The sequence below is a fragment of the Vibrio sp. ED004 genome, from assembly GCF_023206395.1.
Lineage (GTDB): Bacteria > Pseudomonadota > Gammaproteobacteria > Enterobacterales > Vibrionaceae > Vibrio.
Map to the genome: position 1 here is coordinate 1,374,737 of NZ_CP066149.1, position 24,749 is coordinate 1,399,485.

The 24,749-nt window shown below is 45.4% G+C and carries 34 protein-coding genes; 5 read left to right on the forward strand and 29 right to left on the reverse strand.

Annotated elements, in window-relative coordinates; genetic code table 11:
* Positions 1-11: 11 nt before the first annotated feature.
* The 24 genes from rplX to fkpA form a co-directional block, all read right to left on the reverse strand.
* Positions 12-329, reverse strand: coding sequence for a 50S ribosomal protein L24 (gene rplX, locus ITG10_RS06130; RefSeq protein ID WP_004738792.1), 318 nt, complete (start codon positions 327-329; stop codon positions 12-14).
* An 11-nt stretch (positions 330-340) separates the two neighbouring features.
* Complete coding sequence (gene rplN / locus ITG10_RS06135; RefSeq protein WP_004736740.1) at positions 341-712, reverse strand: 50S ribosomal protein L14; 372 nt, start codon at positions 710-712, stop codon at positions 341-343.
* 162 nt (positions 713-874) lie between these two features.
* Positions 875-1,129, reverse strand: a complete 255-nt coding sequence (gene rpsQ, locus ITG10_RS06140) for a 30S ribosomal protein S17 (protein ID WP_004736739.1) — start codon at positions 1,127-1,129, stop codon at positions 875-877.
* On the reverse strand, positions 1,129-1,320 hold the full coding sequence (gene rpmC, locus ITG10_RS06145; protein ID WP_004736737.1) for a 50S ribosomal protein L29: 192 nt from the start codon (positions 1,318-1,320) through the stop codon (positions 1,129-1,131). The genes rpsQ and rpmC overlap by 1 nt, the downstream gene beginning before the upstream one ends.
* On the reverse strand, positions 1,320-1,730 hold the full coding sequence (rplP, locus tag ITG10_RS06150) for a 50S ribosomal protein L16 (protein WP_004736736.1): 411 nt from the start codon (positions 1,728-1,730) through the stop codon (positions 1,320-1,322). The genes rpmC and rplP overlap by 1 nt, the downstream gene beginning before the upstream one ends.
* 11 nt (positions 1,731-1,741) lie before the next feature.
* A complete protein-coding gene (gene rpsC, locus ITG10_RS06155) occupies positions 1,742-2,440 on the reverse strand; it encodes a 30S ribosomal protein S3 (RefSeq protein WP_004736734.1) in 699 nt (232 codons plus the stop codon).
* Between the two features lie 18 nt (positions 2,441-2,458).
* Positions 2,459-2,791: a 50S ribosomal protein L22 gene (rplV, locus tag ITG10_RS06160; protein ID WP_004736732.1), complete on the reverse strand. Its 333-nt coding sequence runs from the start codon at positions 2,789-2,791 to the stop codon at positions 2,459-2,461.
* 10 nt (positions 2,792-2,801) lie between these two features.
* The gene (gene rpsS / locus ITG10_RS06165) at positions 2,802-3,080 is read right to left on the reverse strand and encodes a 30S ribosomal protein S19 (RefSeq protein ID WP_004736729.1); all 279 of its coding nucleotides are present in this window, start codon (positions 3,078-3,080) and stop codon (positions 2,802-2,804) included.
* Positions 3,081-3,099: 19 nt separating this feature from the next.
* Positions 3,100-3,924, reverse strand: a complete 825-nt coding sequence (gene rplB, locus ITG10_RS06170; RefSeq protein ID WP_017629802.1) for a 50S ribosomal protein L2 — start codon at positions 3,922-3,924, stop codon at positions 3,100-3,102.
* 14 nt (positions 3,925-3,938) lie between these two features.
* Positions 3,939-4,241 (reverse strand): 50S ribosomal protein L23, encoded by a 303-nt coding sequence (gene rplW / locus ITG10_RS06175; RefSeq protein WP_004736765.1) that lies wholly within the window; start codon positions 4,239-4,241, stop codon positions 3,939-3,941.
* Positions 4,238-4,840: a 50S ribosomal protein L4 gene (gene rplD, locus ITG10_RS06180; protein ID WP_004738803.1), complete on the reverse strand. Its 603-nt coding sequence runs from the start codon at positions 4,838-4,840 to the stop codon at positions 4,238-4,240. The genes rplW and rplD overlap by 4 nt, the downstream gene beginning before the upstream one ends.
* 16 nt (positions 4,841-4,856) lie before the next feature.
* Complete coding sequence (gene rplC / locus ITG10_RS06185; RefSeq protein ID WP_004736763.1) at positions 4,857-5,486, reverse strand: 50S ribosomal protein L3; 630 nt, start codon at positions 5,484-5,486, stop codon at positions 4,857-4,859.
* Between the two features lie 14 nt (positions 5,487-5,500).
* On the reverse strand, positions 5,501-5,812 hold the full coding sequence (rpsJ, locus tag ITG10_RS06190) for a 30S ribosomal protein S10 (protein ID WP_004736761.1): 312 nt from the start codon (positions 5,810-5,812) through the stop codon (positions 5,501-5,503).
* Between the two features lie 424 nt (positions 5,813-6,236).
* The gene (bfr, locus tag ITG10_RS06195) at positions 6,237-6,719 is read right to left on the reverse strand and encodes a bacterioferritin (protein WP_017629803.1); all 483 of its coding nucleotides are present in this window, start codon (positions 6,717-6,719) and stop codon (positions 6,237-6,239) included.
* A gap of 80 nt (positions 6,720-6,799) precedes the next feature.
* Positions 6,800-6,988, reverse strand: a complete 189-nt coding sequence (locus tag ITG10_RS06200) for a bacterioferritin-associated ferredoxin (RefSeq protein ID WP_017629804.1) — start codon at positions 6,986-6,988, stop codon at positions 6,800-6,802.
* Positions 6,989-7,303: 315 nt separating this feature from the next.
* On the reverse strand, positions 7,304-8,488 hold the full coding sequence (gene tuf, locus ITG10_RS06205) for an elongation factor Tu (RefSeq protein ID WP_010435158.1): 1,185 nt from the start codon (positions 8,486-8,488) through the stop codon (positions 7,304-7,306).
* 147 nt (positions 8,489-8,635) lie between these two features.
* Entirely contained in the window at positions 8,636-10,732 is a 2,097-nt protein-coding gene (fusA, locus tag ITG10_RS06210; RefSeq protein WP_017632120.1) for an elongation factor G, read from the reverse strand.
* A 166-nt stretch (positions 10,733-10,898) separates the two neighbouring features.
* The gene (rpsG, locus tag ITG10_RS06215; protein ID WP_004737195.1) at positions 10,899-11,369 is read right to left on the reverse strand and encodes a 30S ribosomal protein S7; all 471 of its coding nucleotides are present in this window, start codon (positions 11,367-11,369) and stop codon (positions 10,899-10,901) included.
* Positions 11,370-11,475: 106 nt separating this feature from the next.
* A complete protein-coding gene (gene rpsL / locus ITG10_RS06220; RefSeq protein ID WP_004737194.1) occupies positions 11,476-11,850 on the reverse strand; it encodes a 30S ribosomal protein S12 in 375 nt (124 codons plus the stop codon).
* Positions 11,851-12,032: 182 nt separating this feature from the next.
* A complete protein-coding gene (gene tusB / locus ITG10_RS06225) occupies positions 12,033-12,308 on the reverse strand; it encodes a sulfurtransferase complex subunit TusB (RefSeq protein ID WP_017632119.1) in 276 nt (91 codons plus the stop codon).
* Between the two features lie 8 nt (positions 12,309-12,316).
* Positions 12,317-12,673, reverse strand: coding sequence for a sulfurtransferase complex subunit TusC (gene tusC, locus ITG10_RS06230; RefSeq protein ID WP_017632118.1), 357 nt, complete (start codon positions 12,671-12,673; stop codon positions 12,317-12,319).
* Positions 12,670-13,059 carry a sulfurtransferase complex subunit TusD gene (gene tusD / locus ITG10_RS06235; RefSeq protein WP_017632117.1) on the reverse strand — a complete coding sequence of 130 codons (390 nt, stop codon included), beginning with the start codon at positions 13,057-13,059 and terminating at the stop codon, positions 12,670-12,672. Before tusD ends, tusC begins: the two co-directional genes overlap by 4 nt.
* Positions 13,053-13,778: a transcriptional regulator gene (locus ITG10_RS06240; protein ID WP_004729851.1), complete on the reverse strand. Its 726-nt coding sequence runs from the start codon at positions 13,776-13,778 to the stop codon at positions 13,053-13,055. The genes tusD and ITG10_RS06240 overlap by 7 nt, the downstream gene beginning before the upstream one ends.
* A 205-nt stretch (positions 13,779-13,983) precedes the next feature.
* A complete protein-coding gene (gene fkpA, locus ITG10_RS06245) occupies positions 13,984-14,760 on the reverse strand; it encodes an FKBP-type peptidyl-prolyl cis-trans isomerase (protein WP_017632116.1) in 777 nt (258 codons plus the stop codon).
* A gap of 131 nt (positions 14,761-14,891) precedes the next feature.
* Between fkpA and ITG10_RS06250 the strand changes: the two genes are divergently transcribed.
* Positions 14,892-15,869 (forward strand): hypothetical protein, encoded by a 978-nt coding sequence (locus tag ITG10_RS06250; RefSeq protein WP_176680929.1) that lies wholly within the window; start codon positions 14,892-14,894, stop codon positions 15,867-15,869.
* Positions 15,870-15,874: 5 nt separating this feature from the next.
* On the forward strand, positions 15,875-16,102 hold the full coding sequence (locus ITG10_RS06255; protein WP_017632115.1) for a SlyX family protein: 228 nt from the start codon (positions 15,875-15,877) through the stop codon (positions 16,100-16,102).
* A gap of 147 nt (positions 16,103-16,249) precedes the next feature.
* Here ITG10_RS06255 and ITG10_RS06260 read toward each other — a convergent pair whose 3' ends face one another.
* From ITG10_RS06260 to kefG, 5 genes are all read right to left on the reverse strand, one after another.
* Entirely contained in the window at positions 16,250-17,215 is a 966-nt protein-coding gene (locus tag ITG10_RS06260) for an isoaspartyl peptidase/L-asparaginase (RefSeq protein ID WP_017632114.1), read from the reverse strand.
* Positions 17,216-17,419: 204 nt separating this feature from the next.
* Complete coding sequence (gene slyD, locus ITG10_RS06265) at positions 17,420-18,010, reverse strand: peptidylprolyl isomerase (protein WP_123284307.1); 591 nt, start codon at positions 18,008-18,010, stop codon at positions 17,420-17,422.
* 94 nt (positions 18,011-18,104) lie between these two features.
* Positions 18,105-18,305: a YheV family putative zinc ribbon protein gene (locus ITG10_RS06270; RefSeq protein ID WP_017632113.1), complete on the reverse strand. Its 201-nt coding sequence runs from the start codon at positions 18,303-18,305 to the stop codon at positions 18,105-18,107.
* Positions 18,306-18,443: 138 nt separating this feature from the next.
* Positions 18,444-20,240: a glutathione-regulated potassium-efflux system protein KefB gene (kefB, locus tag ITG10_RS06275; RefSeq protein WP_123297262.1), complete on the reverse strand. Its 1,797-nt coding sequence runs from the start codon at positions 20,238-20,240 to the stop codon at positions 18,444-18,446.
* Positions 20,227-20,811 carry a glutathione-regulated potassium-efflux system ancillary protein KefG gene (kefG, locus tag ITG10_RS06280; RefSeq protein WP_017632112.1) on the reverse strand — a complete coding sequence of 195 codons (585 nt, stop codon included), beginning with the start codon at positions 20,809-20,811 and terminating at the stop codon, positions 20,227-20,229. The genes kefB and kefG overlap by 14 nt, the downstream gene beginning before the upstream one ends.
* 173 nt (positions 20,812-20,984) lie before the next feature.
* Here kefG and ITG10_RS06285 point away from each other — a divergent pair, with 173 nt between their 5' ends.
* The 3 genes from ITG10_RS06285 to ITG10_RS06295 all read left to right on the forward strand — a co-directional run bounded on the left by ITG10_RS06285 (position 20,985) and on the right by ITG10_RS06295 (position 24,661).
* Positions 20,985-22,907, forward strand: coding sequence for an ABC transporter ATP-binding protein (locus ITG10_RS06285; protein WP_017632111.1), 1,923 nt, complete (start codon positions 20,985-20,987; stop codon positions 22,905-22,907).
* Complete coding sequence (locus ITG10_RS06290; RefSeq protein ID WP_017632110.1) at positions 22,904-23,374, forward strand: TIGR02444 family protein; 471 nt, start codon at positions 22,904-22,906, stop codon at positions 23,372-23,374. The genes ITG10_RS06285 and ITG10_RS06290 overlap by 4 nt, the downstream gene beginning before the upstream one ends.
* Positions 23,375-23,668: 294 nt before the next feature.
* The gene (locus ITG10_RS06295) at positions 23,669-24,661 is read left to right on the forward strand and encodes a hydrolase (RefSeq protein WP_017632109.1); all 993 of its coding nucleotides are present in this window, start codon (positions 23,669-23,671) and stop codon (positions 24,659-24,661) included.
* Positions 24,662-24,749: the final 88 nt, after the last annotated feature.

Here is a 24,749-nt window from a genome sequence, read left to right on the forward strand (position 1 = left end):
ATTACTTCTAATTAGTTAGAAACAGTTTCGCCGTTAGATTTGAAGAAACGAACTTTCTTGCCATCTTCGATACGGAAACCGATACGGTCTGCTTTACCAGTAGCCGCGTTAAAAACTGCAACGTTAGAAGCGTCAATAGCTGCTTCTTGTTCAACGATGCCACCTTGTTGACCTAGAGCCGGAACCGGCTTTTGGTGTTTCTTAACAAGGTTGATGCCTTCAACGATAACTTTACCAGTTGTCAGAACCTTAGTTACTTTACCTTTCTTGCCTTTATCTTTACCAGCAAGAATGATTACTTCGTCATTACGACGGATTTTAGCTGCCATGTTGCCGCTCCTTACAGAACTTCAGGTGCTAGTGATACAATCTTCATGAATTTCGCGTTACGAAGTTCACGAGTCACAGGACCAAAGATACGTGTGCCGACTGGTTGCTCAGTAGTGTCGTTTAACAATACACAAGCATTACTGTCGAAGCGAATGACAGAACCGTCTGGGCGACGAACGCCTTTACGGGTGCGCACTACTACCGCCTTCAGAACATCACCTTTCTTTACTTTACCGCGAGGAATCGCTTCCTTCACTGTAACCTTGATGACGTCACCGATATGTGCATAACGGCGGTGAGAGCCACCCAGAACCTTAATACACATTACCTTGCGCGCGCCAGAGTTATCTGCTGCGTCAAGTGTACTTTGCATCTGGATCATTGTTAGTGCTCCGCTAAATATTAAAACTAGACCCTCTCGGGTCGGGCTGCCTCTTTAAAAGGGACGCGAATTGTACCACCCTTTTTTTAAATTGGGTAGACAAAAAACAAGCGGCTCCAAAAAATAATTTGGAGCCGCTTATAAGTTATAGAATTACAAAGATTAAATCTTCGCTTTTTCTAGAACTTTAACCAATGTCCAAGACTTAGTCTTAGACAGAGGACGACACTCAGCGATTTCAACTTTGTCGCCTAGGCCACAAGTGTTGTCTTCGTCGTGTGCGTGTACTTTAGTCGTGCGTTTGATGAACTTACCGTAAATTGGGTGTTTTACAGTGCGTTCAATAGCAACAACGATAGACTTGTCCATCTTGTCGCTTACTACACGGCCTTGCTGGATGCGGTTAGTTTCGCTCATTATGCGCCTGCCTTTTCAGTCAAAACAGTTTTCACACGTGCGATGTCACGGCGTACAGCTTTTAGAGTATGAGTTTGCTGAAGCTGACCAGTTGCAGCTTGCATGCGCAAGTTGAACTGTTCACGTAGCAAATTCAATAGCTCAGCGTTAAGCTCTTCAACGTTCTTTTCGCGTAGATCTTGTGCTTTCATCACATCACCTGCTTAGTTACAAAAGTAGTTTTAACAGGCAGTTTACGTGCCGCTAGGCGGAACGCTTCACGTGCCAACTCTTCAGGTACGCCATTCATCTCGTACATAACTTTGCCTGGTTGGATTTGAGCAACCCAGTACGCAACTGAACCTTTACCTTTACCTTGACGAACTTCAAGAGGCTTTTCAGTAATTGGCTTGTCTGGGAATACACGAATCCAGATTTGACCTTGACGCTTAATGTGACGTGTCATAGCACGACGTGCCGCTTCGATTTGACGTGCAGTCAGACGACCACGGCCAACAGCTTTAAGACCGAATTCGCCGAAGCTTACTTCAGTACCTTTAGCTAGACCACGGTTACGACCAGTCATAACCTTGCGGAACTTAGTACGTTTTGGTTGTAGCATCGTTCGACTCCTTACTTACGGCCTTTACGCTGCTTCTTAGGCTTATCGCCTTTAGGCTCTACTGCGTTAGCAGCTGGCATACCGCCTAGAATCTCACCTTTGAAGATCCAAACTTTAATGCCGATCACACCGTATTGAGTGTGAGCCGAAGAAGTTGCGTAATCAATGTCTGCACGTAGAGTGTGTAGAGGCACACGGCCTTCACGGTACCACTCAGAACGTGCGATTTCAGCACCGCCAAGACGGCCGCCTACTTGTACTTTGATGCCTTTAGCGCCTAGACGCATAGCATTTTGTACCGCACGCTTCATTGCACGACGGAACATAACACGACGCTCTAGTTGAGACGCGATGCTATCAGCTACAAGCTGACCATCTAGCTCAGGCTTACGTACTTCAGCGATGTTAATTTGCGCTGGTACACCTGCGATTTTAGCTACAGCTGCGCGTAGCTTCTCTACGTCTTCACCTTTCTTACCGATAACAACGCCAGGACGAGCAGTGTGAATAGTCACACGGATGCTCTTAGCTGGACGCTCGATAACGATACGAGATAATGATGCTTTTTGTAGTTCCTTGGTAAGGAACTGACGTACCTTGAAGTCGCCGTCTAGGTTGTCAGCGAATTCGTTGGTATTAGCAAACCATGTAGCATTCCAAGGCTTAACGATGCCAAGACGAATACCATTAGGATGTACTTTCTGACCCATTGCTTACTCTCCTAGTCTTTAGCGATCTGCTACAACAATAGTGATGTGGCTTGAACGCTTCAAGATACGATCCGCACGACCTTTAGCACGAGGCATAATACGCTTCATGATAGGGCCCTCATCTACGAAGATTTTAGCGACATTTAGATCGTCGATATCTGCACCTTCGTTATGTTCCGCGTTAGCGATAGCTGACTCAAGAACCTTCTTAACCAATACAGCAGCTTTTTTGTTGCTGAAAGTTAGAATTTCTAGAGCTTGGTCTACCGACTTACCGCGAATTTGGTCTGCAACTAAGCGAGCTTTCTGTGGAGAAATACGAGCAAAGTTATGTTTAGCTAAAGCTTCCATCATCTACTCCTTATTTCTTCTTAGCTTTCTTATCTGCAGCATGACCGCGATAAGTACGAGTTGGTGCAAATTCGCCCAGTTTGTGACCGATCATTTCTTCGGTAACGAAAACTGGAACGTGCTGACGACCATTATGGACAGCGATGGTCAAACCAATCATTGTTGGGATGATCATTGAGCGACGGGACCAAGTCTTAATAGGCTTTTTGTCTCCGCTTTCCACCGCTTTCTCTACCTTCTTCAGCAAGTGTAGGTCAATAAAAGGACCTTTCTTGAGAGAACGTGGCATGGCGATTCCTCTTTATAAATTATTTAGTGCGACGACGTACGATGTACTTGTCAGTGCGCTTGTTCTTACGAGTCTTGAAGCCCTTAGTAGGAACGCCCCAAGGAGAAACTGGGTGACGACCACCAGATGTGCGGCCTTCACCACCACCATGTGGGTGATCCACCGGGTTCATTACTACACCACGTACGGTTGGACGTACGCCGCGCCAGCGTGAAGCACCAGCTTTACCAAGTTCACGTAGCATATGCTCAGAGTTACCAACTTCACCGATCGTTGCACGACCTTCAGAAAGTACTTTGCGCATCTCACCAGAACGTAGACGGATAGTTACGTATGCACCATCGCGAGCGATGATTTGAGCATAAGCACCAGCCGAACGAGCTAGTTGAGCACCTTTACCAGGCTTAAGTTCAACACAGTGTACAGTAGAACCTACTGGGATGTTGCGCATCGGCAGAGTGTTACCTGCTTTGATTGGCGCATCTACACCAGATTGAATCTGGTCACCTGCGTTAACACCTTTAGGTGCAATGATGTAACGACGCTCACCGTCTGCGTACAGAACTAGAGCGATGTTAGCACTACGGTTTGGATCGTATTCTAGACGCTCAACTTTCGCTGGGATGCCATCTTTAGTACGTTTGAAGTCAATCAGACGGTAATGGTGCTTGTGACCACCACCGATGTGACGTACTGTAATACGACCGTTGTTGTTACGACCACCGTTCTTAGAGTTTTTCTCTAGAAGTGGTGCGTATGGCTTACCCTTGTGCAGGTCAGCGTTAACAACTTTAACGACGTGACGACGACCAGGGGAAGTCGGCTTACATTTAACAATAGCCATTTTTACTACTCCTGTTATTCCGCGCCGCCAACGAAGTCAAGATCTTGACCTTCTTTCAAAGTAACGTAGGCTTTCTTAACGTCTGAACGACGGCCTTCACGCATACCTTGACGTTTGGTCTTACCCTTTAATACAAGAGTATTTACAGACTTAACTTCAACTTCAAATAGCTTTTCTACAGCTGCTTTGATCTCTTTCTTAGTTGCATCTTTAGCTACTTTGAAAACGATAGTGTTCGCTTTCTCAGCTGCCATAGTTGCTTTTTCAGAGATGTGCGGAGCACGTAGAACTTTTAAGATACGCTCTTCAGTGATCATGCTAGCATCTCCTCAACTTGCTTAACTGCGTCAGCAGTCATTAGAACCTTGTCGAAAGCGATTAGTGATACTGGATCAACACCAGCAACATCACGTGCGTCTACTTTGTATAGGTTACGAGCAGCTAAGAATAGATTTTCATCTACTTCGCCAGTCACAATCAGAACGTCGCTTAGCTCAAGCTCTTTAAGCTTAGCTACAAGTTCTTTTGTTTTTGGTGCTTCTACAGAGAAGTTATCAACAACGATTAAACGCTCTTGACGAACTAGCTCAGAAAGAATGCTCTTCATAGCACCGCGGTACATTTTTTTGTTTACTTTTTGGCTGTGATCTTGTGGTTTCGCAGCAAAAGTAACACCACCTGTACGCCAGATTGGGCTACGAATTGTACCAGCACGTGCGCGGCCAGTACCTTTTTGACGCCATGGCTTAGCGCCACCGCCAGATACTTCAGAACGAGTCTTTTGAGCACGAGTACCTTGACGAGCACCTGCTGCATATGCAACAACTACTTGGTGTACAAGAGCTTCGTTGAAGTCACGTCCGAAAGTAGTCTCGGAAACAGTTAGTGCATCAGCACCTTTAACCATCAATTCCATTACTTACTCCTAGACGTTATGCTTTAACAGCAGGTTTTACGATCACGTTTCCGCCTGTTGAGCCCGGTACTGCACCTTTAATAAGGAGTAGATTGCGCTCAGCGTCAACACGTACGATCTCTAGGTTTTGAGTCGTTACACGCTCAGCACCCATGTGACCTGCCATTTTCTTGCCTTTAAACACGCGGCCTGGAGTTTGACATTGGCCAATTGAACCCGGTGCGCGGTGAGACAAAGAGTTACCGTGAGTCATATCTTGAGTAGAGAAGTTCCAACGCTTGATAGCGCCTTGGAAGCCTTTACCTTTAGATGTACCAGTAACGTCTACTTTTTTAATTTCGTTGAAAAGTTCTACGTTTAGCTCAGCGCCAACTTCAAACTCTTCGCCGTTTTCTAAACGGAATTCCCAAAGACCGCGACCTGCTTCTACACCCGCTTTCGCGAAGTGACCAGCTTCAGGTTTAGTTACACGGTTAGCTTTCTTAGCACCAGTAGTTACTTGGATTGCTGCGTAGCCGTCTGTCTCAAGAGTTTTAACTTGAGAAATACGGTTCGCTTCAACCTCAACAACAGTTACTGGGATAGAAACGCCTTCTTCAGTAAATACGCGGGTCATACCCACTTTACGTCCGACTAGACCAATCATTATTCTTATCTCCCTTAACCTAGGCTGATTTGAACATCAACGCCAGCTGCAAGATCAAGACGCATTAGAGCATCAACAGTTTTATCTGTTGGCTCAACGATGTCGATCAAACGCTTGTGAGTACGAATTTCGTACTGGTCACGTGCATCTTTGTTGACGTGTGGAGAGGTAAGAACAGTGAAACGCTCTTTACGAGTAGGTAGTGGAATAGGACCACGAACCTGTGCGCCAGTACGTTTTGCTGTTTCAACGATTTCCGCAGTTGAAGCATCGATTAGCTTGTAATCAAACGCTTTAAGGCGGATACGAATACGTTGGTTCTGCATGAGACAGAGCTCCAATTATTAAAAATTACACAAACAATATCGCCACTCAAACCCGATAAAACGAGAGAATGCCGATTGATTTATGTGAAACCGTAGCATCCAAAATTAGGACGCATTGTCAGTTAACTTTTGAAGCAAACAAGAAGTTCACTATTTTTATTAACCGCGAACATAAGCTGAGTATACATTACTAGGTAAGACCTACTCCTCAGTGCTCATTGGTTCACAACCAGCGTTAGCCAGTTCGATGCATTATACAGATCACACTTTAACTTGCAAGCTGTGTTTGAAAAATAATCGCAGAATCGATTTAAGGAGATAAGTGAGGAGTTTTAATTGCGCGGTAGTGCCCTACCGTTGAAAATTGTAAGCAAGGTAACAGCTCAGTTTAAGCCTCAGCTGTACCTCTTTTAATTGCAAAGTTTTAGCCTTCGTCTTCATCCACATATTGAGCTTGTAGATAATTTTGGATCCCGGTCATTTTGATTAAACCGAGCTGGGTTTCTAACCAATCGACATGATCTTCTTCGTCTTCTAGGATGTCTTGAAACAGATCTCGCGACACATAGTCGTGAATATCTTCTGCGTACGCGATGGCATTTTTCAAATCAGGTATCGCTTCCATCTCAAGAGATAAATCACACTGAAGCATCTCTTCAGTATCTTCACCAATTTTGAGCTTACCGAGATCTTGAAGGTTTGGGAGGCCTTCTAAAAATAGTATGCGTTCTATTAGATGGTCAGCATGTTTCATTTCGTCGATAGATTCATGGTATTCCTTATCAGCAAGATGCTTTAAGCCCCAATCTTTGTACATGCGAGCATGCAAGAAGTATTGGTTTATTGCGACGAGTTCATTACCAAGAATTTTATTGAGATGTTGAATGATGATTGGATCGCCTTTCATGACATAGCCCTCCTCTTTGGCTCTTCTAACTGTAGAACCAAATCGAGAAGTGTCAAAAAGCTAATGCCCTTGGGGCAAAACTAGCTTGCCTGTTTGAACAGGTCTTTCGCAGTGTCGTTAATGACTTCTTTTGCTGAACGTACACACTTACCGCATTGACTGCCAAGTGCTGTACACTTTTTAATTCCTTTGATGTCAGTAATGCCCTCTTCTATTACGAGCTTGCGGATTTTTTTATCCGAAACCCCATGGCATAAACAAATGTACATACTAAAACCTAAACCTTTAACTTGGGGTTAAATATAAAAAGGAATCATTCTTATTACCAGTCATATTTAAGGTTTGGTTATATCGATTGGTTATAGTGTTTTGCGAGTAATTGGTAAAAATGGCTTTGAAGGTTGTATTACAGAAGGGGGGTTATTAAGGCGGGTCAGTAAATAACTGTATTTAAAATGGAATATAGTTTGCGGTTATTAAGTGTGATGAATTTCCCTTATAACCAAAATAAAAAGGGAAGCCGAAGCTCCCCTTTTTCAGATGCGTGCTCTTCTAATGAAGAGAGTGCAAAAATCTATATGCTATTAAGCGAAGATTTTAGCTACAACACCAGCACCAACTGTACGGCCACCTTCGCGGATTGCGAAACGTAGACCTTCGTCCATTGCGATTGGAGCGATTAGCTCAACAGTCATTTGAACGTTGTCACCTGGCATTACCATTTCTACGCCTTCTGGTAGAGTGATGTCGCCTGTTACGTCAGTTGTACGGAAGTAGAACTGTGGACGGTAACCTTTGAAGAAAGGAGTGTGACGGCCGCCTTCGTCTTTAGAAAGTACGTATACTTCAGACTCAAACTTAGTGTGTGGGTTGATAGAACCTTTCGCAGAAAGTACTTGACCACGTTCAACGTCATCACGCTTAGTACCACGTAGAAGTGCACCAACGTTCTCACCTGCACGACCTTCGTCAAGCAGTTTACGGAACATTTCAACACCAGTACAAGTAGTAAGAGTAGTCTCTTTGATACCAACGATTTCTACTTCGTCACCTACACGTAGGATACCGCGCTCGATACGACCAGTTACAACTGTACCACGACCTTGAATTGAGAATACGTCTTCAATTGGTAGTAGGAACGGTTGGTCTACTGCACGCTCTGGCTCAGGGATGTAAGAATCTAGTGCTTCTGCAAGCTCAACGATCTTGTCTTCCCACTGCTTCTCGCCGTTTAGTGCGCCAAGTGCAGAACCTTGGATAACTGGTAGGTCATCACCTGGGAAGTCGTACTCAGAAAGAAGTTCACGAACTTCCATTTCTACTAGCTCAAGTAGCTCTTCGTCATCAACCATGTCACATTTGTTCATGAATACGATGATGTAAGGGATACCAACTTGACGACCAAGTAGGATGTGCTCACGAGTTTGAGGCATAGGGCCGTCAGTCGCAGCAACAACTAGGATACCGCCGTCCATTTGTGCAGCACCAGTGATCATGTTTTTAACATAATCCGCGTGTCCTGGACAGTCTACGTGTGCGTAGTGACGTGCTGGAGTGTCGTACTCAACGTGAGAAGTTGCGATTGTGATACCGCGCTCACGCTCTTCTGGAGCGTTATCGATAGATGCGAAATCTTTAGCAACACCGCCGTATACTTTTGCAAGAGTAGTACAGATAGCAGCAGTTAGAGTTGTTTTACCGTGGTCAACGTGGCCGATAGTACCAACGTTTACGTGCGGTTTCGTACGTTCAAATTTTTCTTTAGACACAATCGTGTTCCTTCCTAGTTATGATTCGCCACGTTCATTATTGAGCGAGACGCGCCAGAAATTGCTATTTTATGCGCCAACTCTCGTTAGCGCAATATTTGGACGCATTGTTCTTTCAAAAAATGAAAAAAAATGCCTTCCTTTTTTTTAACCACGCTCTGCAATGATTGCTTTTGCAACATTGTTAGGCACTTCAGCGTACTCACTAAACTCCATAGAGTAAGAAGCACGGCCTTGTGTCGCAGAACGTAAATCAGTTGCGTAACCGAACATGACAGACAACGGAACTTGTGCACGAATTATCTTCAGGCCAGCTGTCCCCTCGTCCATACCTTCGATGATGCCGCGACGACGGTTAATATCGCCAACAACGTCACCCATCCAGTCTTCTGGAGTAGTTACTTCAACTTTCATCATAGGCTCAAGCAGAACTGGTTGCGCTTCAAGTGCACCTGATCTGAAAGCCATAGAGGCAGCGATTGTAAACGCCATCTCACTTGAATCTGTTTCATGGTAAGAACCATCATATAGTGTAGCTTTGATATCCAGAACTGGATAGCCAGCAAGTACACCATTGTTCATCTGTTCTTCAACGCCTTTAGCAACTGAAGCGATAAACTCTTTCGGTACAATACCATTGGCAATTTCATCCACGAAGACAAAGCCTTCGCCAGCTTCTGATGGTTCTAGTTTCAGCCATACGTGACCGTACTGACCTTTACCACCATGTTCACGGATAAATTTACCTTCCGCTTTCGCTGTACCACGAATCGTTTCACGGTAAGCCACTTGCGGGTTACCAACGTTGCAGTTCACGCTAAATTCGCGCTTCATACGGTCAACGATGATATCTAAGTGTAGTTCACCCATACCAGAAATCAGTGTCTGGCCAGTTTCCGCATCCATATCAACGCGGAACGATGGGTCTTCCGCTGCTAGTTTACCTAGAGCGATAGTCATTTTGTCTTGATCAGCTTGAGAGCTTGGCTCTACAACGATCTGAATAACTGGGTCTGGGAACTCCATGCGCTCAAGAACAATCTTATGGTTCTGGTCACATAGCGTTTCACCAGTGGTTACATCTTTCAGGCCAATGATGGCTGCGATGTCACCTGCTCGTACTTCTTTTACTTCTTCACGTTTGTTTGAGTGCATTTGAACAATGCGACCTAAACGCTCACGTTGTTTCTTCACAGAGTTGTAAGCCGTTTTACCGCTTTCTACAACACCAGAGTAAACACGGATGAAGGTTAGAGTACCAACAAATGGGTCTGTTGCGATCTTAAATGCTAGCGCTGAGAACGGTTCTTTGTCGTCCGCGTGACGCTCTGCTTCGTTCTCGTCTTCATCGATACCTTTAATTGCAGGTACATCGACTGGAGAAGGAAGGAAATCAACTACTGCATCTAGAACAGCTTGTACGCCTTTGTTTTTGAATGCACTACCACAGGTTGCTAGTACGATTTCATTGTTAAGGGTACGAGTACGAAGACCTTGTTTGATTTCAGCTTCTGTTAGTTCACCTTCTTCAAGGTACTTATCCATCAGCTCTTCATTTGCTTCTGCAGCAGCTTCAACAAGTTCTGTACGATATTCTTCAGCCATTTCTTGCATGTCTGCAGGAATATCTTCGTACGTGAAAGTCATGCCTTGGTCAGCTTCGTTCCAGTTGATTGCCTTCATCTTGATAAGATCGACAACACCTTGGAAGTTTTCTTCAGCACCAATGTTCAGTTGAATTGGAACAGGAGTTGCGCCTAGGCGATCCTTGATCTGTTCAACTACGCGCAAGAAGTCTGCGCCTGTACGGTCCATTTTGTTAACGAAAACCATACGTGGAACTTGGTACTTATCAGCTTGACGCCATACTGTCTCTGACTGAGGTTCAACACCAGATGAGCCACAGAACACAACGACTGCACCATCAAGTACACGTAGAGAACGTTCTACTTCGATAGTGAAGTCAACGTGTCCAGGAGTGTCGATGATGTTGATACGGTGGTCTGAGTACTGCGCTTCCATACCACGCCAAAACGTAGTAGTTGCTGCTGAAGTGATCGTAATACCGCGCTCTTGCTCTTGCTCCATCCAGTCCATGGTTGCTGCACCATCGTGAACTTCGCCGATTTTGTGAGAAAGACCGGTATAGAACAGAATACGTTCACTTGTGGTTGTTTTACCTGCATCTACGTGAGCAACGATACCGATATTACGGTATTGCTCTATAGGAGTTTTACGAGCCACGGTTGAATCCTCTTATTAGAGACTTAGGGACTATTGCTATGCCTAGATTATGCGTTAAAAGCGATGCTTCGCTAAAAAGTGCATGCCCTAGAAATAGCAATAGTTCCTAGCATAAGCATAGGAACTAAAGAAGTGCTGCAAGGAACCTTGCAGCACTAAAAAGGTATTACCAACGGTAATGTGCGAACGCTTTGTTTGCGTCAGCCATGCGGTGAACGTCTTCACGTTTCTTAACCGCAGTACCTTTGTTCTCAGACGCGTCTAGCATTTCAGCAGCTAGGCGTTGAGCCATAGATTTTTCACCACGCTTACGCGCAGCTTCAACTACCCAACGCATAGCAAGAGCGTTACGGCGAACCGGACGAACTTCTACAGGTACTTGGTAAGTTGAACCACCTACACGGCGAGATTTAACTTCTACCGCTGGGCGAACATTTTCAAGAGCTTCTTCAAATACAGCTAAGTGGTCTTTACCAGACTTCTCAGCCATTGCATCTAGTGCAGTGTAAACAATTTTTTCTGCAGTAGATTTCTTTCCGTCAACCATAAGGATGTTAACGAATTTTGCCAGCAATTCAGATTTGAACTTAGGATCTGGAAGGATCTTACGCTGACCTATTACGCGACGACGTGGCATGGATATTCTCCGTTGTCTTCTTCAGGTTTTTTCCAAAACTTTTCAGAATAATAAATAAAATAGTGTTTGGCCTTACTTAACGCTTTCTTTTAAAAAAGAAAATGCATTAAGACTTAGGACGTTTCACACCGTACTTAGAACGACCTTGTTTACGGTCGTTAACGCCAGCACAGTCAAGTGCGCCGCGAACAGTGTGGTAACGAACACCCGGAAGGTCTTTTACACGACCGCCACGGATTAGTACAACACTGTGCTCTTGTAGGTTGTGGCCTTCACCGCCGATGTACGAAGTTACTTCGAAACCGTTAGTTAGACGTACACGACATACTTTACGTAGTGCCGAGTTAGGTTTTTTAGGTGTAGTAGTGTAAACACGAGTACATACACCACGTTTTTGTGGGCACGCTTCTAGTGCAGGCACGTTGCTTTTAACAACTTGCTTTACACGAGGCTTGCGAACCAACTGGTTAATAGTTGCCATTAACTAGCTCCTGAAATTTACTTGAAAGTAAGCTTTGTGAAAAATCTATCCCTAATCACAAGTCGTAATTAGGGACGCAAAATTCTATTCAGCAGTGGGAGGTGTGTCAAGAAATATACAGATCTTTTTTAGCCGTCTAGAGCTCAGGATGGTCTAGTTTTAACCAAACTGATAAAACACAGCTACCAAGTGACTGATTTGTCGTTTAAAACCGTCAGTTTAACGAACCCGTCGAAGTCCACTTGCGGAACGATATCGGAGGCAAGTTCTTGGAGACCTCGAGCTGCAAGATCCGGTTTTAATACCGACACTCGCTCAACTGCAATGATTTGAGTGAATAACTCATGATTTGGAAGGCAAACGTACACTGCATCTTCAACTAACAAGAACTGATCCTGCAGTTGCGAATAGGTTAATGCGAGTTTAAGTTTGTCGACTGATTTTACGATATGAAGCATAGCGTCCCCTAGAAAGTCAGTATCTGTTGGCACTGAGCTAACTTCTGCGTTAACTCATCGGCTTCAACGGCGGTTGCATCAATCAACAGGTTATCTGTCGAAAGACCAAACTGACTCAGGCTACGCTGACAAACATACACCTGTTCGATATCGTACAGGTCCATAAGCTTGAATGCTGAGATGTAGTCGCGTGATAGGACTTCGTCGGGCTGCTGAGCTTTGATAAGCTGTGTCACGCCATCGCCAACAAAGAACACGGCGATATCTTCGCTGTAAGCAGAAGCGGCAAGTAATGCGTCTAACCCTTCCCTACCTGCAGCGGTAGAATGAGGAAAACTATTAAATATAAAGGCTAATTTTCTCAAAACTGTACCACCCTATCTTGCGTGAGTAGCGCTTCCGATAAGCTCCCTAACCCGGCCTGAGTAAACCCTGACGCTAAGTTAGATGCGCTTAATTGGTGTTGCTCTGCTTCGTCTGAGCTAACCACACCACGTCTTAACGCGGCTGCCACACACGTTTCCAAGCTAACATCGTGCTCATCCGCTAGCTTTTGCCAAGCAGAAGCTAAATCGAATTCATCGTTAGCAGGTACGGTGAGATCGGAGCCATTACTGACGCCATCTTGATAGAAGAATACACTGTGAAGTTTGTGGCCCTGTTTAATCAGAGCCACGGCAAACTGGTAAGCACTTCTTGCTGACTGTGAACCATAGACAGATCCATTGACTAAGAGTGTATAGCTTAACAACCCTCTTCATCCTCTGTTTTACGTTGGCGGATGTATAGGTACACGGTGTGCTTAGAGATATTCAAGCGTTCAGCAACACGGTTAATCGCGTCTTTGATATCGAAAATACCTTTGTCGTATAGCTCCATCACGATCTGACGGTTCTTAGTATTGTTCGATACTGATTTATCGGCATTGATCTCTTCAATAGTGCGCTCAACCGTTTGGTCGACAAGCTCTTCAACGTCGCTTGCGAAGTTAACCGATGATGCGGCTTCGTCTGCATCTTGCGTAGGCATGAATGATTGCAGCACTTGTGAGAATGGCGCGTCTAGGTTGACGTTAATACACAGCAGGCCAATCACTCGGTCTTCACCATTGCGGATAGCAACCGTGATCGACTTCATCAACACACCGCCTTTCGCGCGAGTGAAGTATGAACGTGAGAAGTTACGCTTAGAACCTTCAATATCTTTCAGCATCTTCAATGCAAGATCGGTGATCGGCGAACCAACCTGACGACCCGTATTCTCGCCGTTGGCAATTTTAATCGCAGAAGTATTGAGGTCTTCTAATGAGTGCAAAACGATTTCACAAAACGGACCAATAAGACTCGCAATACCGTCAACAACGGCCTCATAAGATCTTAGAATGATTTTATCGTGTTCACTGAATGGCATAACGTGGACTGATTCCATTTCAAGTAACACATCTGCATTGACTGTTTCTGTAGTAGTCACTTATTCCTTACCTTCGTGTGAAAAATCAACAAATTTATGTAAGTTTATCAGAAAATTTTAATTGCACACCTAGCTAACATTGCAACTAGTGATTTAGAACAAGTTTAAAAATCAAATACTCAGCCTCAAATCATAAAAAAAGCCTAACTCAAAGTTAGGCTTTTTATTCAATCAACGTATTTTAGTACGAGGTTTTTAATCGATATTACTGTGCAGGAGCTGCTTCAGCGTTATCAATTTTTAGTAGTTCAACTTCGAATACTAGCGTTGAGTTAGCTGGGATCGTCGGTGTGTCTTGCTCACCGTATGCTAGCTCTGGCGGGATTACGAACTTGTACTTAGAACCAACTTTCATTAGTTGTACGCCTTCAGTCCAGCCTGGGATTACGCGGTTAAGTGGGAATGTTGCTGGTTCGCCACGGTCGTAAGAGCTGTCGAACTGAGTACCGTCTGTTAGCGTACCTTTGTAGTGTACTTGAACAGTATCAGTGTCTTTTGGAGAAGCGCCTTCGCCAGCTGTCATTACTTGGTAAAGTAGGCCAGATTCAGTTTGCTCTACGCCTTCAGTCTTTGCGAACTCAGCGCGGAAGTCATCACCTGCTTTCTTAGTTTCAGCTGACTTCTCTGCTGCTTGTGCTTGCATAGTTTCAGCAACACGCTTGTCTAGAGCTTCTAGAGCTGCGCGAGTTTCTTCTTCGTTCAGTGCAGTTTTCTCTGCGAATACGTCTTCGATACCTTGAAGAACCATATCTTTGTCTAGGTTAATGCCTAGCTCGCTTGGCTTATCAATGCTTGTGCTTAGGTAGTTAGCGAAAGATACGCCGATTGCGTATGCCGCTTTGTCGTCTTCTGTTTTAAAGTTTACTGCTTCAACTTTAACTTCTTCAACCTGTGGAGCTTCTGCCTTTGGTTCTTCTTTCTGACAACCAACTGCTAGCATAACCGTTGCGGCAAGCAGTGATACTTTTAAAACTGATTTCATTGAATTCTCCAATTAATGGCCAAGCCATTGGTTATTGTGCACAAATCTAATGATTAGATTGGTGTGAATACGTTAGTTATAACAATATACTAGTCATATGTCTTTCGACACAAACCGGATTATTAGATGTGATGCGAATATTTTTCCACTCATTGCTATGTACAATTGTCATCACCTTGTTAAATGGATGTTTTTTCTTCCAAGATGATGAGCAACGTTGGGAAATTGAACCCAATGGTGCCACCAGCTTTGCCCTTAGCAGAGATGGACGCTTCGCCCTGCTCTACTCTCAGCAAAAACAACTGCTGCTTTGGGACCTTGCCGAAAACAAAGAGTTAGCTCAACTCGGTCCACAAGATCAATTAGAAAACCAAGTATCGCGTATCCGTATCTCGGACAATGGCCGCTTTGCCATTACCGCAAGCCAGATGAACTTCGCCGTTTGGGACCTATCTTGGACACAAGCTGAAGGGCTATGGTCTATCTCCGATGGCTTAATTCGCGATGTCGATATCTCTAGCAATGGTGAAAAAGTATTGCTTGGCCTGTCTAATGGCAAAGCGATCTATGTGGACTTAGTCACCGGACGCCGTCTTGAGTTCCTTGCTCACCGAGAAAAAGTTAATTCTGTTTCCCTTTCTTCCAATGGTCGCTACGCATTATCAGGCGGTAACGACTATAAAGCGTACCTGTGGGATACCGAGTCAGGCTTGGTATTACGTACCTTTGAGCATGAACAAAGAGTAGTACGAGTTGCGCTACAGCGCGATGGTGAACTGGCTTTTACCTCTGATGGCGGTAACCAAGCGATGATTTGGGATCTTGAAACTGGCGAACCTCAAGCACAGCTGCAGAGTTGGTCGCGTCAGCTGATCTTCTCTAGCGCACGTTTTTCTGATGATGGCAGTATGTTGGTCACGGGGACACCGTCGAGCCAAGTCAGCGTTTGGAATACCCAAGACGGCAAACGAATTTCTCGTCACGATGCCGAGCCACTAAAAGATGCTCGCCCTCCCCGTGCGGTAGTGTATGATGCAGCCTTTGATGATAAGAACCGTGTGATATCGGGCACCTCTGCGGGCATAGCCCAAGCTTGGAATGTGGATTAAGAACGATGACAGAAAAGCGAGTTGAACAACTAGAAAGCCGCGTGAATGACTTAGAATGTCAGCTAGCTTTCCAAGAACAAACCATTGAAGAACTCAATGAAGCGCTTAGCCAGCAACAGATGTTGATCACTAAGATGAAAGACCAAATGAAGTATGTAGTCGGCAAAGTGAAGAACATTGATGGTTCAAACTTGGCTGACGCATCAGAAGAAACGCCACCGCCACACTACTAAACGCGTTTCAAATCAACCAAAGCCCGCTAACCATTGAATGTGTTAGCTATCCAAATGCTTGTTGATGACGAATAAAAAGAAAGGGCGACAGATATTCTCTGTCGCCCTTTCTTTATCTTTGCTATTTAGAACCAAGCCATCAAAGGTTTAGTCATCGGCGTAAATCTTCACTTCTACACGCCCGTCAGTATCAACACTAGCACGATACATCCCTGAACTGTTCATGCCGAAGTGGATATCACCTTGGCCATCAATCGCTATCAAGCCACCTTCGCCACCCATGGTTTTCAGCTCACCCTGGATGATGTGTTCACAAGCGATATGCACATCTTCTTTGAGATAACGCATTCGTGCCGCTACATCACTGGCAACCATCTTTCTTAAGAAGAACTCGCCCATTCCGGTAGTAGAAACCGCAACGTTACCATTCTCGGCAATAGTACCTGCGCCAATGATTGGAGAGTCACCAACGCGACCATACTTCTTATTGGTCACGCCGCCAGTGCTTGTCGCAGCGGCTAGGTTACCCGCTTGGTCTAACGCCACCGCGCCAACCGTGCCGTACTTTTTGTCGTCTGGGTATTTTTCGGCATGTTGCTCGTCGTACTTCGCTTCCGACAAAGCAAAGATACCTTTCTCTTTCATTGATTGAAGTTGGTCGTAGCGACGCTCAGTAAAGAAGTAATCTTGCTCAGTGAAGGTGTACTCATGTTCAAAGGCAAACTTCTCTGCCCCTTCACCAATCAATAGTACGTGGTCGCTTTTCAGCATCACATCACGTGCAAGTTCAATCGGGTTTTTGATATGACGGACACCAGCAATCGCACCTGCATCCATTTCACGGCCGTGCATCACAGACGCATCCATCTCAACAAATTCATCATGAGTCAGAACAGAGCCCTTACCAGCATTGAAATGAGGGCTGTCTTCCATCACCTTAACGGATGCCACTACCGCATCCAGAGCATCACCGCCCGATTGCAGTACTTGATAACCAGCCAGAACCGATTTCTCTAAAGCTTCAGTAATACCCGTTTTTAATTCATCGCTCATTTGCTCTCGCAAGATGGTTCCCGCACCACCATGAATGGCAATTGAAAAAGGTTGTGACATGCGAACTCTCCACTGATGTCGTCTTATAATGTTGTGCCTATCAATATCACATCCACGGTTCGATGTCTGATAGCGAAAACTAAACTTTTTACGGATACTTAGTTCAGTAGATTAAAAGCCAAGCGCAAAAAGCTCGGCGCTAATACGAAAAAAGCCTCCACAAGGGAGGCTTTCAAGATTCTTAATCTAAACCGCTAATCGGTTTTAGTGAGAACCACAGCTACCGCCGCCGCAGCAGCCGTCTTTTTTCTCTTCACCGTGGTCGTGGCCTTCGCCACCACAGCAACCGCCTTCGTGGTCATGATCGTGACCGTGGCTGCCACAGCCGCCTTCTTGGTGTACGTGACCGTGTTGAACTTCTTCTTCAGTCGCTTCACGAACCGCTACCACTTCAACGTCAAACGTTAGAGTTTGGCCAGCTAGCATGTGGTTACCATCAACAACAACTTCGTCGCCGTCTACTTCAGTTACTTCTACTGGGATTGGACCTTGGTCAGTATCCGCTAGGAAACGCATACCAACTTCGATTTGCTCAACACCTTGGAATACGTCAGCAGGAACACGTTGAACTAGAGCGTCGTTGTGCTCGCCGTAAGCGTCTTCTGGAGTAACAGTTGCAGAGAACTTGTCACCAGCAACTTTTCCTTCAAGCTCTTTTTCAAGACCTGTAATTAGGTTGTTGTGACCGTGAAGGTAATCTAGTGGAGCTTCTGCAGTTGATTGGTCAACTACTACGCCATCTTCAAGTTTCACTTGATATGCAACACTAACTACTACGTTCTTTTCAATTTTCATGAGAGCTCCAAGGAGGTTTGGACTAAGCTCGAACAGTTGAGCTTAGGAAAAATTCTGTACCGGGATATTATGGGGATCAATTAACGAAACTCAATCATTCTGGCTTAAAAATACCGATCATTTCTTGATTTGCGTGTTCAGATTTCTCTACAGTTTTCGGTTTACGTTGCTCTGTGAAGTCACAATCGACACATTCCACCAGCTCGATATTATTCTCAACCCACCAGCGAAGCGTGTCTTGAGTGTTGCAGCTTGGGCAGCTCGCCCCTGCGATAAAGCGTTTTTTCTGTTTCACGTTGATATCCTTTACTACTCTGGATTCGCGGTTCTTCCGCTCTAGCTTTATTAAAGGCTAAGCAGAGACCGCGTTTATTATTAGATTGGTTCTATAGACTGTTATTTCTATGCTCAAGCTATTAGCTATTCACTCTAGCTACTGCCAATAGTTTCGAGATTGGTGATCGTTTTCCATCTCATGTCCAAAGATCTCTTCAAGCTCTTTACGAGCCTCTTTTGCTCTTTGGGCTAACTCGGCATCCTCGTTATGCTGAGGAAGCAACTCTTTCAGCATACCATTATCCAACTTCCTAAAATGTGCTTCTGCTCGCTTCGCTTTATATGGGTGCATGCCAAGTTCGGTCAATGTTTGACGACCTAAATCGAGAGCTCCAAGGAAGGTTTCACGGGAATAGTTGCTCACACCGTGGTTAAGTAATTGATACGCTTCAACACGGCTTCGTGCACGCGCTAAGATTTTTAAGCGTGGGAAGTGCTGCTTACACAAATCGACGGTTTTCATGATTTCATCAGGAGAGTCAGTACACAACACAATGGCTTCCGCTTTGTCAGCACCTGCTGCGCGTAACAGTTCTAGGTGTGTTGAATCACCGTAAAATACCTTGTAGCCGAACTTTCTCAGGATGTGTATTTGGCTGGCATCACTCTCAAGGACGGTAATTCGAATCTTGTTGGCATACATCAATCGGCCAATGATCTGACCGAAACGACCAAAGCCTGCAATGATCACTCGAGGGCTGCGATCGACCACATCCGAAGACATCGCATTCTCACTGATTTGATTCAGTTGACGAGCAAAGAATCGGTCTTGCAGCTTGAGCATCAATGGCGTGGTCACCATAGACAAACTCACAACCACCAGTAAGAACGATACTTGTTCGCCACTTAAGATGCCTTGAGCACTCGCTGCGGTAAAAATAACGAAAGCAAACTCACCACCTTGGCTGAGAATCATCGCCATTCGGCTACGCGCTTTTGCTTGAGTACCAAAGATACGAGCCAGCGCATACAGCACTAAGCCTTTCAATACGACCAATGCAGAAACAGCAATCAGTATCGCGAATGGGCTTTCAGCAAGTAAACCTAAGTTCACCGCCATCCCCACCGAGATGAAGAACAGACCAAGCAATAGCCCTTTGAATGGGTCAATCGCGATCTCAAGCTCGTGTCGATATTCACTTTCCGCCAGAAGTACGCCCGCTAAGAATGTACCGAGTGCCATCGATAAACCGATCTGCTGCATGATGACAGCAATACCAATTACCAATAACAGCGCTGCAACGGTGAACAATTCACGCACGCCACTCATGACTACGTATCGGAATAACGGTCTCAACAAGAAGTGACCACCGACAAGCAAACCAATTACTCCGCCTAGCATCCATAACATGTCCGCCCAACTACCGCCGGTATTACCCGCAAGCAGAGGCAACATCGCTAACATAGGGATTACTGCAATATCTTGGAAAAGTAACACCGCAAAGCCAGACTGCCCCGCTTCTTTACCACCGAGCTCTCGCTCTTCAATGACACGCAAGGCAATCGCGGTCGAAGATAGGGCTAAACCCATACCTATGACCAAGCTCGTTTGCCAAGTTAAACCAAACATGCAGGCGATGGCGGTAATAATCAGAGTGGTAATTAGCACCTGCGCGCCACCCAATCCGAGAATTGGTGCCCGCATCTGCCACAATTTTTTAGGGTTTAGCTCTAAGCCAATCAGGAAGAGCAGCAGTACTACCCCGAATTCGGAGAAGTGCAGAATTGCCTCTACATCACTGATTAAACCAAGCCCCCATGGGCCAATAGCAACACCTGCCAGAAGGTAACCCAATACTGAGCCCAAGCCAGCTCGCTGCGCGATAGGAACCGCGACTACAGCAGCCGCTAGAAATATAACGCTACTTTGCAAAAAATCATTAGTCAGAGCCATCATTCGCTCCTATCTCTTGTAGCGGGTCTCGTAACCAGTTTCGATAAGCTTCAGCGTGTTGGTAACGCGTCATATCCGAGACATTTCGTGCCCAATGTAAAACCAATGGTGATATCCAGTTCATCTGACACAAAGCAGCGGTGAGTTCGAATGGTTGCAAGATCTCTTGTAATGGATATTTATTATAGCCTGCGGCACCAAACGCCTCTTCTTTACCACCGGTTGTGATAACGCTACGCCAGTGTTTACCCTTAAGCGCGCTTTGTTCACCGAACGCAAAACCTTTGCCCAATACGCGGTCAAACCACTCTTTTAATAATGAGGGACAGGAATACATAAACAGAGGATGCTGAAACACAATCACATCGTACTCGAGAAGTAATTCATGCTCATAAGGGACATCGATGAAGAAGTCTGGGTAAATGGCGTAGAGATCATGAATTTTGACATGACCGAGCGACTCTATCTTTTTAATCATCATCTGATTGGCAATAGAAGTTTGCGGCTCTGGGTGCGCGTAGATGATCAACACCTTTGGCACGACTTTGTCTGTCGAGGGAGTATTACTCATTCCTTTGAAACATTCCTTTGAGGGCTAAACGGTGGCAAGGCCACAAGAATTTAAGCAAAAGTTATTAATATGTTATTGGCATCATAACGCAAATTGCATTGTGATCGACTTTTATCTGGTTTCAGCCTACTATGCAGGCGTCTGTTCACCTCTAATTTCTATGCTATCTCTATATGATTACTTTCTCTGATATTCAATTGCTACGCGGCGGTAAGCCACTCCTTGACCAAGCATCTGCCACTCTTCACCCTGGCGACAAGATCGGTTTGGTTGGTAAAAACGGCTGTGGTAAATCTACGCTGTTCGCCTTAATTAAGGACGAACTGTCTATTGATGCCGGCTCATTCAGCAAACCAGCGCATTGGGAAATGGCTTGGGTTGCTCAAGAAACGCCTGCATTAGAAAGAACAGCAATTGAATACGTGATTGATGGCGACCGGGAATACCGCGGCCTTGAAGATCAACTAGAGAAAGCGGAACAAGCCGACAACGGCACATTGGTCGCAGAGATCCACGGCAAGATCGAAACCATTGGTGGTTACAGCATCAAGGCACGTGCTGCCGAGTTGTTGGACGGCCTAGGCTTTAGCCAAGAACAAATGACATGGAACCTGACTCAGTTCTCAGGTGGTTGGCGTATGCGTTTGAACCTAGCGCAAGCCCTACTGTGTCGCAGTGACTTATTGCTGCTCGATGAGCCGACCAACCACTTGGATTTAGACGCAGTAATGTGGCTAGAGCGTTGGTTACAAACCTACCCGGGCACGCTAGTGCTTATCTCGCACGATAGAGACTTCCTAGACCCTATCGTCAACCGTATTGTCCATGTTGAAAACCAACAGCTTAACGAATACACGGGTAACTACTCATCGTTTGAAACTCAACGAGCGCAAAAGCTGATCCTGCAACAAGCGATGTTCCAGAAGCAGCAGAAACAAATGGCGCACATGCAGAGCTACATTGACCGTTTCCGCTACAAAGCTTCAAAAGCTCGCCAAGCACAAAGCCGTATTAAAGCGCTAGAGAAAATGGAGCAAGTGCTACCCGCTCAGTTTGATAACCCATTCAGCTTTGAGTTCAGAGAGCCAGACGCCCTACCAAACCCAATCATGATGATGGACGAGGTATCTGCAGGCTACGATGACAATCTGATTCTAGAAAAGATTCGCTTAAACCTAGTACCGGGCAGCCGCATTGGTCTGCTTGGTCGAAATGGCGCAGGTAAATCAACACTGATCAAACTGCTTTCAGGTGAGCTGAAACAGCAAGGTGGTGAGCTTAGCTATTCGCAAGGCGTTAAAATTGGCTACTTCGCACAGCACCAATTAGAAACGCTGCACCCAGAAGAAACACCGCTGCAACACATGATGCAGATTGCACCTAAGCATACAGAGCAACAACTGCGTGATTACCTAGGTAGCTTTGGCTTCCAAGGTGAAAAAGCACTGGATAAAGTGGCGCCATTCTCAGGTGGTGAAAAAGCGCGTTTGGTATTGGCACTACTGGTATGGCAAAAACCTAACCTATTGCTACTCGATGAACCAACCAACCACTTGGATCTCGACATGCGTCAGGCGCTGACTTTTGCATTGCAGACGTTTGAAGGCGCGATGGTTATCGTATCGCACGACCGTTACCTACTGCGTGCAACCACAGATGACCTGTACTTAGTACATGATCGCCAAGTGGCACCGTTTGATGGCGACCTAAGCGATTACTACAAGTGGTTAACCGAACAACAAAAAGTTGAGCGCAAAGAAGCACAAGCATTGGCACCAGCGAAAGATGGCGCCAACAGTGCAGCAGCGAAAAAAGAGCAGAAACGCAAAGAAGCCGAGTTCCGAAAACTGACTGCGCCACTGCGTAAAAAGCTGACTCAATTTGAAAAGCAGATGGATAAGCTGACGCAGGCTCTTGAAGAAGCCGAGCAAGAATTATCAGACACTTCACTGTATGAAGCTGAAAATAAGGCTAAACTGAATAAAGTACTCGCTCTACAAGCGAGCAGTAAATCACAGCTAGAAGAAGTTGAAATGGATTGGATGTCCACTCAAGAAGAGCTTGAGCAGATGGAACAGGATATGGATAGCTTATGAGCCCAGAGCACGCCCCAATATCACTAACACTGGAACGACTATGGCAATTTAGCCTTCAGTATTACAGTGTGCGCGGTGTAAAGGATGCGTGCTTAGCTTTGCAAAACCAGTTCCACGGCAACGTCAATCTACTGCTGCTTCTAAAATGGCTTGATGAGCAGCAACTCTCCTTTGCGGAAGAAGAGTGGCACAAAGTACAACAGTGCTTAAGCCGCTCTGAAACCTTGCTCCATAGTTATCGAGAGCTGCGCAAGCACCTCAAGGCACACGTTGTGGATTCACTCTACCGTGAAGCCTTACAGTTTGAATTGCAGCTTGAGAAACAACAGCAGTCCGATCTCGTCGATTGTATTAACTCCCTAGAGTTGTACACCAATCAGCAATCGCCTCTCGCATTTCAATACTGCCGTTTACTTGGGGCTGAAAACCTCTATGACGCATTTTCTGAACCAGCACCTCAGCCCTAACCCGTTTCCTTTCCCTTTTATTCAATCAAGATCAAAGCTTGTCTGAGCTCTATCGTTATCGATGTTTACAGCATAACGGGTACATACTATTGGTAGAACACGCCACTTATATAGTAAGTAACAAGCCTAACTCCGATATTATTCAATCAGTTACCCATGACATATTTTTGTTGCCCGTATCAGTGAAACCCTTGCGCTTATGCCGAGAATCAACCAAGCTCAAATAAAAACGTGGGCGTTCTGCTAAAAGCTCAACACTTTACCAAAGCCCATAAAAGAAGCATGGACTGTTTTATGACAATATTTACCGCAGCAGCTGGTCTATCTAATCCGCACTTACAAACCTTAGTGCCACGATTTATTAGAAAGCAGGCGTTGTTCAACCCGCAATGGCAAACCTTAGAAACACCCGATGGTGACTTTCTAGACCTTGCTTGGAGCGAATCGCCAGATGGCGACAATCCAAATAGTGACGATATAAAGAACAAACCGATATTCGTGCTGTTCCACGGTTTGGAAGGCAGTTTTGAGAGCCCTTATGCCAATGGACTAATGAATGCGTTTGCTAAAGATGGTTGGCTGTCGGTGATGATGCACTTTAGAGGCTGTAGCGGAAAACCGAATCGCTTGGCTCGCGCATATCACTCCGGTGAAGTTGAAGACGCTCGCTTCTTCCTCAGGCATCTACACGCTCAGTTTCCCAATAACCCAAAGGTGGCGGTTGGCATCTCCTTGGGAGGAAACATGTTGGCAAACTATTTGGCGGAATACGCAGATGACCCACTGTTGTCAGCAGCAACAATAGTCTCCGCCCCCTTTGACTTGGCCTGTTGTTCAAGTCGCATAGAACGCGGATTCTCGAAGCTCTATAAGAAGTACCTGCTTAATTCACTCAAATCGAATGCGTTGAAAAAGGTGAAGCTGTTGCAAGAGAAACTCGGCATCACGGCTGAATCCATCAAGAAGATCGACAAGCTGTATGAGTTTGATGAACGAATTACTGCGCCCCTGCACGGCTTCAAAAACGCGCAAGACTACTACGCACAGTGCTCCGCTCTTCCTAAGCTCAATAAAATCAAACTACCGACACAGATCATTCACGCCAAAGACGATCCTTTCATGACCGATGATGTGATTCCAAAATTCGTTCTACCGGATAACATCGATTATCGCCTATTTCAGAAAGGCGGCCATGTAGGATTTATCACTGGTAGCACACTCAAACCACGATTCTGGTTAGAGGAAGCCTTACCTGCGTATTATGAGAGTATCCAAGGTTCAGCATAACGACGAAGCCTTGCTAAATATAAACGCGAAACCTTGGTAAGATAGCGCAGCCCCAAATTGGGATTGTACTAAAAACATCACTAGACAC